Genomic DNA, 16028 nt, shown 5'->3' on the forward strand with positions numbered 1-16028 from the left:
GCAACAGCGTCGAACTCACCACACAGGATCCGGGTCACCGGCTCGGCCGCCAATCACTGGAGGAACCTCGTGGCCGTCGATACCTCGTTCTTCCAGTCCTTTCTGGCCCAAGAGCTGCGGGCCGAGGGCGAAGTCCTGGGGATGGCCTCAGCCCTCCTCCGGATCCTGGACCGCCGCGGCATCCGCCTCTCCGACAGCGACCGCGAATGCATCCTGACCTGCACCGACCTCGACACCCTGGTCCACTGGATCGACCGCGCCGTCACGGCCTCCTCCGTGAACGACATCTTCACGGAGGAGTAGTCCGCCGGTCCGCCCGCATCCACCGAGCCGTCTCCGAGACCACACGGGGCGGCTAAGCGGTCGCCAACAGCATCTCCTCCGAGCTCGACGGCCAAGCTGATGAACGGCGTCCCTTCGGCCCGTGCCACGGCACCCATTCAGCTCACCGGACCATGACGCTCATCTGAGCGCGATCCATTACGATCCGATCTCGACGCCCCCTAGGTCTTGCCTCCCCCTCGTGTAATCGATTCCAATCCTCTGTGTAATCGATTCCACGAGGAGGTGGAACCGCGATGGCGAGCATCAAGGACGTTGCTGCCGAGGCGGGCGTGTCCGTCGCCACGGTGTCCCGTGTGCTCAACAGCCACCCGTCAGTCAGCGCCGATGCCCGCGCCCGCGTTCTGGCCGCCGTCGAGTCGCTGGGCTACCGCCCGAACGCCGTCGCCCGGTCGCTGCGCACCGATCAGACCCGCACCCTCGGCCTGGTCATCAGCGACGTACTCAACCCGTACTTCACCGAACTGGCCCGCTCCGTCGAGGAGGCGGCCCGCGCGCTCGGCTACAGCGTCATCATCGGCAACGCCGACGAGCGGCCCGACCTGCAGGACCACCACGTCCGTACGCTGCTCGACCGCAGGATCGACGGGCTGCTGGTCTCCCCCACCGACGGCGGCTCCCCGCTCATGCTGGAGGCGGCGCGGGCGGGCACACCGATGGTCTTCGTCGACCGCTGGATCGCCGGTGTCGACGTACCCGTCGTACGGGCTGACGGCCAGCAGGCCGTGCGGGATCTGGTCAGTCATCTGCACAGGCTCGGGCACCGCAGGCTCGCCATCATCGCGGGCCCCGCGGCCACCACGACCGGCAGCGAGCGCGTCGAGGCCTTCCGCGAGGCGCTGCGCGAGCACGGACTGCCGCTGCCCGACGAACTGATAGGCCAGGGCGACTTCCAGGCCGCCAGCGGACGCCGTGTCACCGAGGCGTTCCTCGCACTCCCCGAACCGCCCGACGTCGTCTTCGCCGCGGACAACCTGATGGCGCTCGGCGCGCTGGACGCGATCCGCGCGCGCGGGCTGCGCGTTCCGCAGGACATCGGGCTGGCCGCCTTCGACGACATCCCGTGGTTCGTGCACACCGATCCCCCGATCACGGCGATCGCGCAGCCGACCGGCGAGCTGGGCCGGGCCGCGGTCCGCGCGCTGGTCGACCGCATCGAGGGCCGGCCTCCCGAGTCGGTCACCCTCCCCGCCCGTCTCGTCGTACGCCGCTCCTGCGGCGAGAACTTCCCAGAGAACTCCTCAGAGAACTCCTCAGAGAACTCCCCAGCATGAAGGAGCAACGCGTGAGCAACCCGGACGAGTTGCTGCGTATCGAAGGGATACGCAAAACGTTTCCCGGCGTCGTCGCACTCGACGGTGTCGACTTCGATCTGCGCCGCGGCGAAGTGCATGTCCTGCTCGGCGAGAACGGCGCGGGCAAGAGCACCCTCATCAAGATGCTCTCCGGCGCCTACCGCCCGGACTCCGGCCGCGTCCTGGTGGACGGCAAGGAAGTCCGTATCCATGGCGCACAGGACGCGGAACGCCTCGGTATCGCCACGATCTACCAGGAGTTCAACCTGGTTCCCGATCTCACGGTCGCCGAGAACATCTTCCTGGGCCGCCAGCCGCGCCGCTTCGGGATGATCGATCGGAAGAGGATGGAGGCCGAGGCCGCCGTACTCCTCGAGCGGGTCGGTGTGAACGTCTCCCCGCGCGCGCGGGTGCGTGAACTCGGCATCGCACGCCTGCAGATGGTGGAGATCGCGAAGGCGCTCAGCCTCGACGCGCGCGTGCTGATCATGGACGAGCCGACCGCCGTCCTCACCTCCGGTGAGGTGGACAAGCTCTTCCGGATCGTGCGCCAGCTGCGCGAGGACGGCGTCGGCATCGTCTTCATCACGCACCACCTGGAGGAGATCGCCGCCCTGGGCGACCGCGTGACCGTCATCCGCGACGGCAAGAGCGTCGGCCAGGTGCCCGCGTCGACCCCCGAGGACGAGCTCGTACGGCTGATGGTGGGCCGCAGCATCGAGCAGCAGTACCCACGCGCGCGTGCCGACGCGGGCGACGCCCTGCTGTCCGTCCGCGGGTTGACCCGGAACGGCGTCTTCCACGACGTGAGCTTCGAGGTGCGGGCCGGCGAGGTCGTCGGTATCTCGGGGCTCGTGGGCGCGGGTCGTACGGAGGTCGTACGCGCCGTCTTCGGCGCCGACCCGTACGACTCGGGCTCCGTGCTGGTCGCGGGCGCACCCGTGCCCCGCCATGACGTCAACGCGGCCATGACCGCCGGCATCGGCCTCGTCCCGGAGGATCGCAAGGGGCAGGGCCTCGTCCTCGACGCATCGGTCGAAGAGAACCTCGGCCTGGTCACGATGCGTGCCGCGACCCGCGGCGGGCTGGTCGACCGCAAGGCCCAGCGCACCGCGGCCGCCCGGGTCGCCGAGCAGCTCGGCGTCCGTATGGCGGGGCTCGGCCAGCACGTCCGCACTCTGTCCGGCGGCAACCAGCAGAAGGTCGTCATCGGCAAGTGGCTGCTGGCGAACACCAAGGTGCTGATCCTCGACGAGCCGACGCGCGGCATCGACGTCGCCGCCAAGGTCGAGATCTACCAGCTCGTCAACGAACTGACCGCCGCGGGCGCCGCCGTCCTGATGATCTCCAGCGACCTGCCCGAGGTGCTCGGCATGAGCGACCGGGTGCTGGTCATGGCCCAGGGCCGGATCGCGGGCGAACTCGCCGGGGACGAGGCCACGCAGGACGCGGTCATGGCGCTCGCCGTCAGCACGAACACGGGCAGCACGAACAGCAGCGACACCGAAAAGGAGGCCCCCCGTGGCCACTGACACGCTCAAGAGAACAACGGGCGCGAGTGGCGCCTCGGCGGTCCGCCGCCTCCTGCTCGACAACGGCGCACTCAGCGCCCTGATCGTCCTGGTCATCGCGATGTCGCTGCTCTCCGGCGACTTCCTGACCACCCAGAACCTGCTGAACGTCGGCGTCCAGGCGGCCGTGACCGCCATCCTCGCCTTCGGCGTGACCTTCGTGATCGTCTCGGCGGGCATCGACCTGTCGGTCGGTTCCGTGGCCGCCCTCTCCGCCACGGTCCTTGCCTGGACGGCGACTTCGGAGGGCGTGCCGGTCTGGATCGCGGTGATACTCGCGATCGCCACGGGCATCGCCTGCGGCCTGGTCAACGGCGTCCTGATCTCGTACGGCAAGCTGCCGCCGTTCATCGCGACGCTGGCCATGCTGTCGGTGGGCCGCGGTCTGTCCCTGGTGATCTCGCAGGGCAGCCCGATCGCCTTCCCCGACTCGGTCTCGCACCTCGGTGACACGCTCGGCGGCTGGCTGCCCGTCCCGGTCCTCATCATGATCGTGATGGGCCTGATCACGGCCGTGATCCTGGGCCGTACGTACATCGGCCGCTCCATGTACGCGATCGGCGGCAACGAGGAGGCGGCCCGCCTCTCCGGTCTGCGTGTGAAGAAGCAGAAGCTCGCGATCTACGCCCTGTCGGGTCTGTTCGCCGCCGCCGCGGGCATCGTGCTCGCCTCCCGTCTGTCCTCCGCGCAGCCGCAGGCCGCGCAGGGCTACGAGCTCGACGCGATCGCCGCGGTCGTCATCGGCGGCGCCAGCCTGGCGGGCGGTACGGGCAAGGCGTCCGGCACCCTCATCGGCGCGCTGATCCTGGCGGTGCTGCGCAACGGCCTCAACCTGCTCTCGGTGTCCGCCTTCTGGCAGCAGGTCGTCATCGGTGTCGTCATCGCGCTGGCGGTGCTCCTCGACACGGTGCGGCGCAAGGCCGGGGCGACGCCGGTCGCGGCCGGTACGGGTGCCTCCGGCAAGAAGGGCCCGCAGGCGGTGAAGTTCGCTCTCGCCGCGGTGCTCGTAGCGGCCGTCCTGGGTGCGATGTCCCTCTTCAACAACAGCTCGTCCCCGGCGAACCAGAAGCTGGGCCTGTCCCTGTCGACCCTCAACAACCCGTTCTTCGTACAGATCAGGGAGGGCGCGCAGGAGGCCGCGAAGAAGGCGGGTGCCGACCTGACCGTCACGGACGCCCAGAACGACGCGTCCCAGCAGGCCAACCAGCTGCAGAACTTCACCAGCGAGGGCCTCGGTTCGATCATCGTCAACCCGGTGGACTCGGACGCCGCGGGCCCGGCCGTGCGGGCCGCGAACAAGGCCGACATCCCGGTGATCGGCGTCGACCGGGGCGTCAACAAGGCCGACACGGCCGCACTCGTCGCCTCCGACAACGTCGCGGGCGGCAGGCTCGCCGCGAAGACGCTCGCCGAGAAGCTGGGCGGCACGGGCGAGATCGTCATCCTGCAGGGCCAGGCGGGTACGTCCGCCAGCCGTGAGCGCGGCGCCGGGTTCGCCGAGGGTCTCAAGGACTACCCGGGCATCAAGGTCGTGGCCAAGCAGCCCGCGGACTTCGACCGCACCAAGGGCCTCGACGTGATGACGAACATGCTCCAGGCCCACCCCGATGTGGACGGCGTCTTCGCCGAGAACGACGAGATGGCGCTGGGCGCGATCAAGGCGCTGGGCGGCAAGGCCGGCACGTCGGTCGCGGTCGTCGGCTTCGACGGCACCCCGGACGGCCTGAAGGCGGTCAAGGCGGGCACGCTCTACGCGTCCGTTGCCCAGCAGCCGAAGGAACTCGGCCGGATCGCGGTCGAGAACGCGCTGAAGGCGGCCGAGGGCGAGAAGGTCTCGGAGACGGTGAAGGTGCCGGTGAAGGTCGTCACGTCGGAGAACGTGGACGCCTTCAGCGGATGACGGCCACGGGCGGTCCGCGGCGACGTCCGCGGGCCGCCTGCCCGGCGAGCTCGACCGATCAGCGGGCGCAACCGACGGCAAGCTGAACTGACCTGTGTAGGGAGAGGGTTCATGTACGACTACGACCTGCTGGTCGTAGGGTCGGCCAACGCCGACCTGGTGATCGGTGTCGAGCGCCGTCCAGGCCCCGGTGAGACGGTGCTCGGTTCCGACCTGGCCGTCCACCCGGGTGGCAAGGGCGCGAACCAGGCGGTCGCCGCCGCCCGGCTCGGGGCCCGTACGGCCCTGCTTGCCCGCGTCGGGGACGACGGACACGGACGGCTGCTGCTGGACTCACAGCGCGCCGCCGGAGTCGACACCGTCGGTGTCCTCACCGGCGGCGCGCCCACCGGGGTCGCGCTGATCACGGTGGATCCGTCGGGGGACAACAGCATCGTGGTGTCGCCGGGCGCCAATGCCCGCCTGACGCCCGCGGACGTGCGGGCCGCGAAGGTCCTGCTCGCTTCGGCGCGGGTCGTCTCGGCGCAGCTGGAGATCCCGCTGGAGACGGTCACCGAAGTGGTACGGAGCCTCGCCGACGGCACCCGTTTCGTACTGAACCCCTCGCCCCCGGCGCCGCTGTCCGCCGATGTGCTGGCGGCCTGCGATCCGCTGGTCGTCAACGAGCACGAGGCGCGCGTGATCCTGGGCGGCTCGGCTGGCGACGCTCCCGAGGAGTGGGCGGCCGGCCTGCTGGCCCTGGGCCCGCGCTCGGTCGTCATCACTCTGGGGGCCGAGGGCGCCTTGGTGGCGGACGGCGGGTCGGCCGCCCGCGTGCCGTCCGTGAAGGTCGCCGCCGTGGACACCACAGGTGCGGGCGACGCCTTCACGGCGGCGCTGGCCTGGCGCCTCGGACTCGGCGAGGACCTGCGGACGGCCGCCGCCTTCGCGGTGCGCGTGGGTGCGGCGGCCGTCACGAAGGAGGGCGCGCAGGCGTCCTTCCCCACCTTTGAGGAGACCCAAGCCCTGTGAAGAAGGCAGGAATCCTGAACCGCCATCTGTCCGGCGCCCTCGCCGAGCTGGGCCACGGCGACGGCGTCCTCGTCTGCGACGTCGGAATGCCGATCCCCGCGGGCCCCCGGGTCGTGGATCTCGCCTTCCGCGCCGGCGTCCCCTCCTTCGCGGAGGTGCTGGACGGCCTGCTCGCCGAGCTGGTCGTGGAGGGCGCGGTGGCCGCGCGCGAGGTACGGGACGCGAACCCGTCGGCGACGCGGCTGCTGGAGACGTCGTTCCCCGAGCTGGAGCTGGTCTCCCACGAGGAGTTGAAGGCGATGTCGGCGGACGCCCGCCTGGTGGTCCGCACCGGCGAGGCGCGGCCGTACGCGAATGTGTTGCTGCGCTGCGGTGTCTTCTTCTGACCACTGCATCACCGAGTTGTCGGGGAAAACTCTCGAGGGGGCCTGATCCGTCGATCAGACCCCCTCGTTCCCACCCCCATATCAGAACCCCCCGATCCCCCCAGATCCCCTCCCGGAAGTCCTGACGCCAAGTAGACCCGCGACCGCCGGGAAGGGTTGCACAGGTCCGCAAGAAAATTCCGTCGAGCCCGCAGGAGGCGAAAAACCCACTGCGCCCGAGACGGGGCCTCGGTAACGTCGACGCCCATGTCGCCTTCCCATGAGCGTCCCCCCTTCACCGCGGACGAGCGAACCGCCCTGGTCGGCTGGCTTGACCTGCAGCGTTCCATCGTGCGATGGAAGTGCAAGGGCCTGTCGGACGAGGACGCCCACCGCGCCGTCCTCCCCTCGTCTCCGCTGATGACGATGGCGGGCGTCATCTCCCACCTGCGGTGGACCGAACAGACCTGGTTCGAGGTGCTGTTCCTGGGCGGGCCCGCCGACGGCCCCCAGTTCCTGGAGGAGCCGGAGGACGCCGACATGCGTGTGGAGGGCATCCCCCTCGACCAGCTGCTCGATGAGTACGAGCGCCAGTGCGCCGTCTCCAACAAGATCATCGCGGCCCACTCCCTGGACGAGGTGGGCCGCCATCCCGACTTCCGTTCGGCCTCCGCCAACCTGCGGTGGATGGTGATCCACATGATCGAGGAGACAGCCCGGCACGCCGGCCACCTGGACGCCATCCGTGAGTTGCTGGACGGCGAGACCGGTTACTACTGACGCTCCCGGTCACCGCCGTCCCGGCGCGACGCCTGTCACGCGTACCGCATGAAGCGCTCCGCCGTCTCGGCCAGGACTTCCTTCCCGTCCCGCGCCCACAGCCCGTCGTTGAAGAGCTCCACCTCGATCGGCCCGGTGTAGCCGGCGGCCTCGACGTAGCCCCGCCACTCCCGCATGTCGATCGCACCGTCCCCGATCTGGCCGCGGCCGTTGAGGACGCCCTCGGGCAGCGGAGTCGTCCAGTCGGCGAGCTGGAAGGTGTGGATCCGGCCCGCGGCCCCGGCCCGGGCGATCTGGGCGGGCGCCTGGTCGTCCCACCAGATGTGGTACGTGTCGACGGTGACTCCGACCTGCTCGGCGGGGAAGCGTTCCGCGATGTCGAGCGCCTGGGCGAGCGTCGAGACGACGCAGCGGTCGGACGCGAACATCGGGTGCAGCGGCTCGATGGCGAGGCGGACACCCTGCTCGGCCGCGTACGGGCCGAGCACGGCGAGCGCGTCCGCGATACGCTCGCGCGCCCCGTGGAGGTCCTTGCTGCCGGCGGGCAGTCCGCCGGAGACCAGGACCAGCGTGTCCGTGCCCAGGGTCACGGCCTCGTCGATCGCCGCTCTGTTGTCGGCCAGGGCGGCGGCCCGCTCGCCGGGGTCGATCGCGGTGAAGAATCCGCCCCGGCACAGGGTGGTGACGGTGAGGCCCGCGTCCCGTACGAGCTTGGCGGCCGCCTCCACGCCGTACTGCTGCACCGGCTCGCGCCACAGGCCCACGCCCGGCACGCCGAGCTCCACGCAGGCCGAGACAAGCTCGGGCAGCGTGAGCTGCTTGACCGTCATCTGGTTGATGCTGAAGCGGTTGAGGTCGGTCAGCGGTTCGGTCACTGCTGGACTCCGTAGACGTTGAGCAGGGACTTCATACGGGCCTCGGCCAGGGCCGGGTCCGGGAACAGGCCCAGGGAGTCGGCCAGTTCGTAGGCTCGGGCGAAGTGCGGCAGGGAGCGAGCGGACTGGAGGCCGCCGACCATGGTGAAGTGCTCCTGGTGCCCGGCCAGCCAGGCCAGGAAGACCACGCCGGTCTTGTAGAAGCGGGTGGGTGCCTGGAAGAGGTGGCGGGACAGCTCGACGGTGGGGTCGAGGAGTTCCCGGAAACCCTTCACGTCGCCCGTGTCCAGGACGCGTACGGCCTCGGCCGCGAGCGGGCCCAGCGGGTCGAAGATGCCGAGGAGCGCGTGGCTGAAGCCCTGCTCGTCGCCGGCGATCAGCTCGGGGTAGTTGAAGTCGTCGCCCGTGTAGCAGCGCACGCCCTTCGGGAGTCGGCGGCGGACGCCGATCTCGCGGCCGGCGTCCAGCAGGGACATCTTGATGCCGTCGACCTTGTCCGGGTGGGCCGCGATCACCTCGATGAAGGTGTCGGTGGCCGCGTCCAGGTCGGACGAGCCCCAGTAGCCCTCGAGCGCCGGGTCGAACATCGGGCCGAGCCAGTGCAGGACGACGGGCTCCGCCGACTGGCGCAGCAGCCGCCCGTAGACCTCCAGGTAGTCCTCGGGCCCCTTCGCCACCGCGGCGAGGGCGCGCGAGGCCATGAGGATCGGCTGGACACCGGCCTCCTCGACGACGCCCAGCTGCTCCTCGTACGCCGCCACGACCTCGTCGAGCGAGGTCGCGGGCGCGGTGAGCTGGTCGGTGCCGACACCCGCGGCGATCCGGCCGCCGACGGCCTTCGCCTCGGCCGCGGACCGCTTGATCAGTTCGGCGGCGCCGGCCCAGTCCAGGCCCATGCCGCGCTGGGCGGTGTCCATGGCCTCGGCGACGCCCAGGCCGTGGGACCACAGATGGCGGCGGAAGGCGAGGGTGGCGTCCCAGTCGACGGCCGCCGGGGAGTCCGGCGAGACGTCGGCGTACGGGTCCGCGACCACGTGGGCCGCGGAGAAGACCGTACGGGAGGCGAGCGGGGCGCCGCCCGCCGTGAACACGGAGGGTTCGGTGCGCGGTTCGTAGGCGCGCAGGGCGCCGGTCGCGTCGGGCAGGCGGATGGTCACAGCGAGATCTCCGGAACCTCGAGGCGGCTGCCCTCGGCCGCCGACTTCAGGCCCAGCTCGGCGAGCTGGACGCCGCGGGCGCCGGCGAGCAGGTCCCAGTGGTAGGGCGCGTCGGCGTAGACGTGCTTGAGGAACAGCTCCCACTGGGCCTTGAAGCCGTTGTCGAACTCGGCGTTGTCCGGGACCTCCTGCCACTGGTCGCGGAAGACCTCGGTGGCCGGGATGTCCGGGTTCCAGACCGGCTTCGGGGTTGCGCTGCGGTGCTGGACGCGGCAGTTGCGCAGGCCCGCGACGGCGGAGCCCTCGGTGCCGTCGACCTGGAACTCGACGAGTTCGTCGCGGTTGACGCGGACCGCCCAGGAGGAGTTGATCTGCGCGATGGTGCCGCCGTCGAGCTCGAAGATGCCGTACGCGGCGTCGTCGGCCGTGGCGTCGTAGGGCTTGCCCTGCTCGTCCCAGCGCTGCGGGATGTGCGTGGCGGTGAGGGCCTGGACGGAGGTCACCCGGCCGAACAGCTCGTGCAGGACGTACTCCCAGTGCGGGAACATGTCGACGACGATGCCGCCGCCGTCCTCGGACCGGTAGTTCCAGGACGGGCGCTGTGCCTCCTGCCAGTCGCCCTCGAAGACCCAGTAGCCGAACTCGCCGCGGATGGAGAGGATCCGGCCGAAGAAGCCGCCGTCGATGAGCCGCTTGAGCTTGAGCAGGCCCGGCAGGAACAGCTTGTCCTGGACGACGCCGTGCTTGATGCCGGCCGCCTGCGCCAAGCGGGCCAGCTCGAGGGCGCCGTCCAGGCCGGTGGCGGTGGGCTTCTCGGTGTAGATGTGCTTGCCCGCTGCGATCGCCTTCTTGATCGCCTCCTCGCGGGCCGAGGTGACCTGGGCGTCGAAGTAGATCTCGATCGTCTCGTCGGCGAGGACGGCGTCCAGGTCGGTGGAGATGTTCGCCGGATCGAGGCCGTGCTGCTCGGCAAGCGCCTTCAGCGCGTGCTCGCGGCGGCCGACGAGTACCGGCTCGGGCCACAGCACCGTGCCGTCGCCCAGGTCGAGGCCGCCCTGCTCGCGGATCGCGAGGATCGAGCGGACCAGGTGCTGGCGATAGCCCATGCGTCCTGTCACGCCGTTCATGGCGATGCGCACCGTCTTGCGTGTCACGAGTTTCCCTCCGTACGGCCCCGTACGCCCTGTCCGCGCACGGCGAGCGTCCGTAGCAAGCGCTTTCTATACGGTAAGAAGCTAGCCTCTGCACAGCGGCTCGGACAAGTACCTCGTACAAGTACCGGAGGGCGACCTGTGCACATGGGCTCGGACAAGTACCGGAGGACGACCAGATGACTGTGACCCTCGCGGACGTGGCGGCGCGCGCGCAGGTGTCCCCCGCCACCGTCTCCCGCGTGCTCAACGGCAACTACCCGGTCGCCGCGAAGACGCGCGAGCGGGTGCTCCGCGCGGTCGACGAGCTCGACTACGTCCTCAACGGTCCCGCGAGCTCGCTGGCCGCGGCCACGTCCGACCTGGTGGGCATCCTCGTCAACGACATCGCCGACCCGTTCTTCGGGATCATGGCGGGCGCGGTGCAGTCCGAGATCGGCGGCCAGCCGGACGGGCGCGCGGGCGGGGAGCGGCTGGCCGTCGTCTGCAACACGGGCGGCTCACCGGAGCGCGAGATCACGTATCTGACCCTGCTGCAGCGGCAGCGGGCGGCCGCCGTGGTCCTCACGGGTGGCGCGGTCGAGGACGCGGCGCACGTCGAGGCCGTGTCCGCGAAGCTGCGGAGGCTCGCGGACGCGGGCACGCGTGTCGTGCTGTGCGGGCGGCCGCCGGTCCCCGGCACCGACGCGGTCGCGATCACCTTCGACAACCGCGGCGGCGGGCAGCGGCTCACCGAGCATCTGATCGCGCTCGGGCACCGCCGTATCGCCTACATCGCGGGCCCCGAGGAGCGCACCACCACCCGGCACCGGCTGGAGGGCCACCGCGACGCGCTGGCCGAGCACGGCATCGAGGACGACCCCCGGCTCGCCGTGCACGGGCCGTACGACCGCCGCTCCGGCTACGACGCGACGCTCGAACTCCTGCGCCGCGACCGCTCGTTGACCGCCATCGTGGCCGCCAACGACACCGTCGCCCTCGGCGCCTGCGCCGCCCTGCGCGACGAGGGCCTGCGCATCCCGGACGACGTGTCGGTGGCGGGCTTCGACGACCTGCCGTTCGCGATCGACGCGGTGCCGGCCCTGACGACGGTACGGCTGCCGCTGGCCGCGGCGGGGGCGCGGGCGGGGCGGATCGCGATGGGGCGGGAGAATCCGCCGCCGGGCGGGATCGCGACGGTGCAGGGGGAACTGATGGTTCGGGGGTCTACGGCGGCGCCGGGGCGGTGACGTCTCGCTGTCGCTGAAGCACGCCGGAAACGGAGGCTCGTTGTGGCAGGGGTGGTCATGAACGGGCCCAGTGCCTGGAGTGTGCTGGACGGCGTCGATCTTCCCCGCGGATACCGTGTCGAGATCACGGCGGGGAAGATCATCATGACGCCGCACGGCGAGGACCGGTGGAAGGTCGTCCTGGCAGCCGCTCCCCAGATCGAGGGGCAGCTCGCGGAGCACGGCGACATCCTGTCCGATGTCGCGATCGACTTCCCGTCCAGCGAGTACGGATACGCACCCGACCTCGCGATCGTCGCCCCCGGCTCCGAGCACAACAGCCGCGGTCGCTACGAATGGCACAGCTTGGAGGCGGTCCTCGAGGTCGTCTCGAAGGGCAGCCGGGACGTCGACTTCGCGAAGAAGTTCCACATGTACGCCGAGTGCGGCATCCCCGTTTACGTCATCATCGATCCCTCGCAGGGCATGTGCACCGTCCGCAGGCGCCCCACCAGGATCGGCACCTACGAGGACGAGGCCGAGGTGCCGTTCGGCCAGGATCTCGTCCTGCCGCTCACCGACGGCCGCCAGATCACCATCAACACCGGCGGCTTCCCCAAGGCCGGCTGAACGCCGCCGGCCGTCTCCTCCTTGCGAGCCTTACGAGCCTTCCGCCAGCCGCAACTGCAACCACAGCACCAACCGCGTGTCCGGATCCGAGAGCCTGAGGTGGAACAGGGACTCGGCTCGGGAGAGGCGGTAGCGGCAGGTGTTGGGGTGGATGTTGAGGGCGCGGGCGGCAGTTGAGATGTCGCTGTCGGCGGCGAAGTAGGCGAGCAGGGTCTCGGCGTAGGCGGTGCGGTGGGCGGCGTCGTGGGCGCGGATGGCGGGGCCGGCGCCCTCGGCGAGGCGGGGTATCAGATGGGCTTGCTCCGCCAGTTCGGCGAGGGTGACCGTGGGTCGGACGTCGTCTATGGCGGCCACGGCGGTGTCGGCGGGGGCGAGGGTGCGCAGCACGGTGTCGGCGTCGCGGCGCGATGCAGGGGCGGCGCGCAGTGAGGGCGCCACCGAGCCGAGGGCGGCGCGGACGGGCAGGTGCAGCGCGCGGTGGGCGCGGCGGGCGACGTCGGCCACGAAGTCGCGGTGGGCGTCGGCGGGCAGCAGCGCGTAGACGGTGCCGTCGATGAGGGCGCAGCCGTGGTGGCTGTAGTGGGCCTCGCAGTGCAGGCTGACCAGGTCGGTGAGCTGGAGCGCGGCCCGGGCGGTGAGCGCGTCGTCGGGGCCGGCCGCGGTGAGGTGGAAGGCGGCCACCACGGCCGGTGCGTCGACCGGCAGTCCGAGCTGCGGACCGACCAGAGGGGCGCTGGCCGGGTCGTCCAGGAGCCGGCGCAGCAGGTCACCGCGTTGCCGGCGGACCAGGTCGTGGGACGTACGGGCGCGCAGCAGATGGAGGCCGGCGATGCGTGCCGCGTCGTCGAGCGTCCGCACGGCTTCCTCGCCGAGGTCGTCGTGCGCGTCGACGACCCAGATGGAGCCGAGCAGTTCGCTGCCCGCGCGGACCGCCACCGCGATCCGGGCGAGACCGCCGGGGCTGGCGGCGAACCGCAGGACCCGGGTGGCGCGGGCGAGTTCGCGGTACTGGGGCACGTTGATGGGCGCGTACGGGACGTGCAGACCGAGGATGCCCTGGCGGCGCTCCTCGTCGATCTCCTGACCGCGCAGGGTGGAGTAGGCGAGGATCCGCTGGTACGGGTCCTCGATCGCGGTGGCTCCGCCGACGGCCGCAGCAATGGCGTTGGCCAGCGAGAACAGGTCGCCGATGTCCGGCCCGGCGGTGCCCTGGCCGGTGCCCGCGACGGCGGCCAGCGCCGAGGTGACCAGGGCGTCGAGCTGCTGCCAGGCCAGGTCGTCGTCGGCGGTCAGCAGGGCCACTCCGGCCTTCTCGGCGGCCAGGGCGAGATCGGCGACCGGCTCCCCGTACTGCTTGACGACGATCCCGGCGAGCCCGGCCGCCGCAGCGGCATCGACCAGCGGCGGAGCCTCGGAGGGCGGGACGCCGACCGCGAGCAGCAGGGCGTCGTCCCGGTGCGGCAGCGGGCCGCGCGGTTCGTACACCAGAGTTCCGGAGACCCGGCCCTCCGCGCCGCGCGGGGCGGTCACCAGCCGGACGGGTGACGGGCCGAGGGCGTCGCAGAGGTGCCGCAGGGACGAGGGCATGGCCGGGATGCTAGATCGAATTTGGCCGTTCTCCCAGTCCCCGATTCGTGACCTTGGGGGATCGGCCGAAGCGGGACGGCGGGTGCGTCCCCAAGGCTTGGAGGGTGTTCACCACCACCCCGTCATTCGATTCCGCGACCCGGCAGGCCGAGGCCGCCGCCGGGGCTGCGGGTGTCCGGATCGAGACCATCGAGGCTCCCGAGCGGCTGGGGGTCGTGTCCCATCTGTTCGCCGAGGTATGGGGCACCGATCCCGGACACGAGCCGTTCGCCGGTGACGTTCTGCGCTCGCTGGCCCATGCGGGCGGCGCGGTGCACGCCGCCTTCGGGCCGACCGGGCTGCTCGGCGCGAGTGCCGCCGTGTTCGGCCCTCCGCGGAAAGGGGATCTCTACAGCCTGATCGCGGGCACCACCCGGATCAGCCAGGGCGTCGGATACGCGCTGAAGCTGGCGCAGCGCGCCTGGGCGCTGGAGCAGGGCGCACGGACGATCACCTGGACGTTCGACCCGCTGGTCCGGCGCAACGCCTGGTTCAACCTGGTCAAGCTGGGCGCGGTGGCCGGCGAGTACACCGTGGACTTCTACGGTCCGATGGACGACGGCTTCAACGCGGGAGACGAGACCGACCGGCTGACCGCCGTCTGGCGGCTGGACACCGTCGGCAGCGCCGAGGCGCCCGCGCGGCCGGAGCCCGATCCGCCGCCCGGCCCGGACGGGCAGCCGTTCACCGCCCGCGACGGCCGCTCCCTGTGGTGCCGGGTCCCCGAGGACATCACGGCGATCCGGCGGCAGCGGCCCGAACTGGCCCTGGCCTGGCGCACGGCGGTACGCGATGTGCTCGCGGACGCGCTGGCCGACGGCTTCACCGCCACATCGATGACCCGCGACGGCTGGTACCACCTGACCCGCTCCGACCGCGAGGACACCCCGTGAAGATAGAGCGCATCGAACTGATCCACGTCCGGCTGCCGCTGGTCGGCGCGTTCCGTACCTCCTTCGGCACCGACACCGTCCGGGACACCTTCCTGCTGCGCGTCGTCACCGACGGCGGCGAGGGCTGGGCGGAGTTCGCGGGCGACCCCGACCCGCTGTACTGCCCGGAATTCGCCGCCGGTGCCGAACTGGCGCTGCGCGACCACCTGATCCCCCGGGTGGCGGCGCTGCGCGAGGTCACCGCCGCGCAGGTCGGCCCCGCCGTCGAGGAGATCAAGGGCCATCCGCTGGCCAAGGCCGTGCTGGAGACCGCGATCCTCGACGCCGAACTGCGCTCGTACGGCATGTCGTTCGGCACGTACCTCGGCGCCGTGAAGGACCAGGTTCCCGCGGGCGTCTCCGTCGGGATCATGGACACGATCCCCGAGCTGCTGCGTGCCGTCGAGGGCTATCTCGCCGAGGGCTATCTGCGGATCAAGCTGAAGATCGAGCCGGGCTGGGACGTGGAGGCCGTCCGCGCGGTGCGCGCCGAGTTCGGCGACGATCTGCTGCTTCAGGTGGACGCGAACACCGCCTACTCCCTCAGCGACGCCGAGCATCTGCGCCGCCTGGACGCATTCGGCCTCGTACTGATCGAACAGCCGCTGGCCGAGGACGACTTGATGGGCCACGCCGAACTGGCCAAGGTCATCCGGACCCCCGTCTGCCTGGACGAGTCGATCACCTCGGCCCGGGGCGCCGCCGCCGCGCTCGCGCTCGGCGCCTGCCGCGTGATCAACATCAAGCCGGCGCGGGTCGGCGGCTATCTGGAGGCCCGCCGCATCCACGATCTCGCCGTCGCCCACGGCGTGCCGGTCTGGTGCGGCGGGATGCTGGAGACCGGCGTCGGCCGCTCGGCCAACCTCGCGCTCGCCGCGCTCCCCGGCTTCGTCCTGCCCGGCGACACCTCGGCCTCTTCGCGCTACTACGCGGAGGATATCACCGCCCCGTTCGTCCTGGACGACGGCCATCTGACCGTCCCCGACGGACCCGGAACCGGCGCCACCGTGCTGCCGGACGCCCTGCGCCGCGTCACCGTCGCCCGGCGCGATCTGCTCACGGCCTGAAGAATCCCCGCCCCATGGCCTTGATGCCGCCTGCTCCACGGCCTGAAGGCCCATGCCTCACAGCCTGAAAGCCGCTGCTCCACGGCCTCAAGACCCCTGCGCCACCCGAGAAACCACC

Annotated in this window: 15 protein-coding genes; 11 read left to right on the forward strand and 4 right to left on the reverse strand. The window is 71.2% G+C overall.

What is annotated here, in order from left to right; genetic code table 11:
• Nucleotides 1-69 precede the first annotated feature (69 nt).
• From H1D24_RS32475 to H1D24_RS32505, 7 genes are all read left to right on the forward strand, one after another.
• On the forward strand, nt 70-303 hold the full coding sequence (locus H1D24_RS32475) for a hypothetical protein (protein ID WP_181661305.1): 234 nt from the start codon (nt 70-72) through the stop codon (nt 301-303).
• 275 nt (nt 304-578) lie between these two features.
• Nucleotides 579-1616, forward strand: coding sequence for a LacI family DNA-binding transcriptional regulator (locus tag H1D24_RS32480; RefSeq protein WP_181661306.1), 1038 nt, complete (start codon nt 579-581; stop codon nt 1614-1616).
• An 11-nt stretch (nt 1617-1627) separates the two neighbouring features.
• Complete coding sequence (locus tag H1D24_RS32485; protein ID WP_181661307.1) at nt 1628-3169, forward strand: sugar ABC transporter ATP-binding protein; 1542 nt, start codon at nt 1628-1630, stop codon at nt 3167-3169.
• Complete coding sequence (locus H1D24_RS32490; protein WP_181661308.1) at nt 3159-5108, forward strand: ABC transporter permease/substrate-binding protein; 1950 nt, start codon at nt 3159-3161, stop codon at nt 5106-5108. Before H1D24_RS32485 ends, H1D24_RS32490 begins: the two co-directional genes overlap by 11 nt.
• 111 nt (nt 5109-5219) lie before the next feature.
• The gene (locus H1D24_RS32495; protein WP_181661309.1) at nt 5220-6119 is read left to right on the forward strand and encodes a ribokinase; all 900 of its coding nucleotides are present in this window, start codon (nt 5220-5222) and stop codon (nt 6117-6119) included.
• Nucleotides 6116-6505, forward strand: coding sequence for a D-ribose pyranase (gene rbsD / locus H1D24_RS32500; RefSeq protein WP_181661310.1), 390 nt, complete (start codon nt 6116-6118; stop codon nt 6503-6505). The genes H1D24_RS32495 and rbsD overlap by 4 nt, the downstream gene beginning before the upstream one ends.
• A gap of 246 nt (nt 6506-6751) precedes the next feature.
• Nucleotides 6752-7264, forward strand: a complete 513-nt coding sequence (locus H1D24_RS32505; RefSeq protein WP_181661311.1) for a DinB family protein — start codon at nt 6752-6754, stop codon at nt 7262-7264.
• Between the two features lie 35 nt (nt 7265-7299).
• Here the strand turns inward: H1D24_RS32505 and H1D24_RS32510 are convergent, their stop codons facing one another.
• From H1D24_RS32510 to H1D24_RS32520, 3 genes are read right to left on the reverse strand one after another with little or no spacing between them, the layout of a single operon-like run.
• Nucleotides 7300-8127, reverse strand: coding sequence for a sugar phosphate isomerase/epimerase family protein (locus H1D24_RS32510; protein ID WP_181661352.1), 828 nt, complete (start codon nt 8125-8127; stop codon nt 7300-7302).
• A gap of 8 nt (nt 8128-8135) precedes the next feature.
• Nucleotides 8136-9296: a dihydrodipicolinate synthase family protein gene (locus tag H1D24_RS32515; RefSeq protein ID WP_181661312.1), complete on the reverse strand. Its 1161-nt coding sequence runs from the start codon at nt 9294-9296 to the stop codon at nt 8136-8138.
• Entirely contained in the window at nt 9293-10450 is a 1158-nt protein-coding gene (locus H1D24_RS32520) for a Gfo/Idh/MocA family protein (protein WP_181661313.1), read from the reverse strand. Before H1D24_RS32520 ends, H1D24_RS32515 begins: the two co-directional genes overlap by 4 nt.
• Nucleotides 10451-10626: 176 nt before the next feature.
• Between H1D24_RS32520 and H1D24_RS32525 the strand changes: the two genes are divergently transcribed.
• Entirely contained in the window at nt 10627-11676 is a 1050-nt protein-coding gene (locus tag H1D24_RS32525) for a LacI family DNA-binding transcriptional regulator (protein ID WP_181661314.1), read from the forward strand.
• 57 nt (nt 11677-11733) lie between these two features.
• On the forward strand, nt 11734-12285 hold the full coding sequence (locus H1D24_RS32530; protein WP_181661315.1) for a Uma2 family endonuclease: 552 nt from the start codon (nt 11734-11736) through the stop codon (nt 12283-12285).
• A 30-nt stretch (nt 12286-12315) separates the two neighbouring features.
• Here H1D24_RS32530 and H1D24_RS32535 read toward each other — a convergent pair whose 3' ends face one another.
• Nucleotides 12316-13872 (reverse strand): PucR family transcriptional regulator, encoded by a 1557-nt coding sequence (locus H1D24_RS32535; protein WP_181661316.1) that lies wholly within the window; start codon nt 13870-13872, stop codon nt 12316-12318.
• 104 nt (nt 13873-13976) lie between these two features.
• Here H1D24_RS32535 and H1D24_RS32540 point away from each other — a divergent pair, with 104 nt between their 5' ends.
• Both H1D24_RS32540 and menC read left to right on the forward strand, forming a co-directional pair.
• Entirely contained in the window at nt 13977-14804 is an 828-nt protein-coding gene (locus tag H1D24_RS32540) for a hypothetical protein (protein ID WP_181661317.1), read from the forward strand.
• Nucleotides 14801-15910 carry an o-succinylbenzoate synthase gene (menC, locus tag H1D24_RS32545; RefSeq protein ID WP_181661318.1) on the forward strand — a complete coding sequence of 370 codons (1110 nt, stop codon included), beginning with the start codon at nt 14801-14803 and terminating at the stop codon, nt 15908-15910. Before H1D24_RS32540 ends, menC begins: the two co-directional genes overlap by 4 nt.
• Nucleotides 15911-16028: the final 118 nt, after the last annotated feature.

Source organism: Streptomyces himalayensis subsp. himalayensis (assembly GCF_013778455.1).
GTDB lineage: Bacteria > Actinomycetota > Actinomycetes > Streptomycetales > Streptomycetaceae > Streptomyces > Streptomyces himalayensis.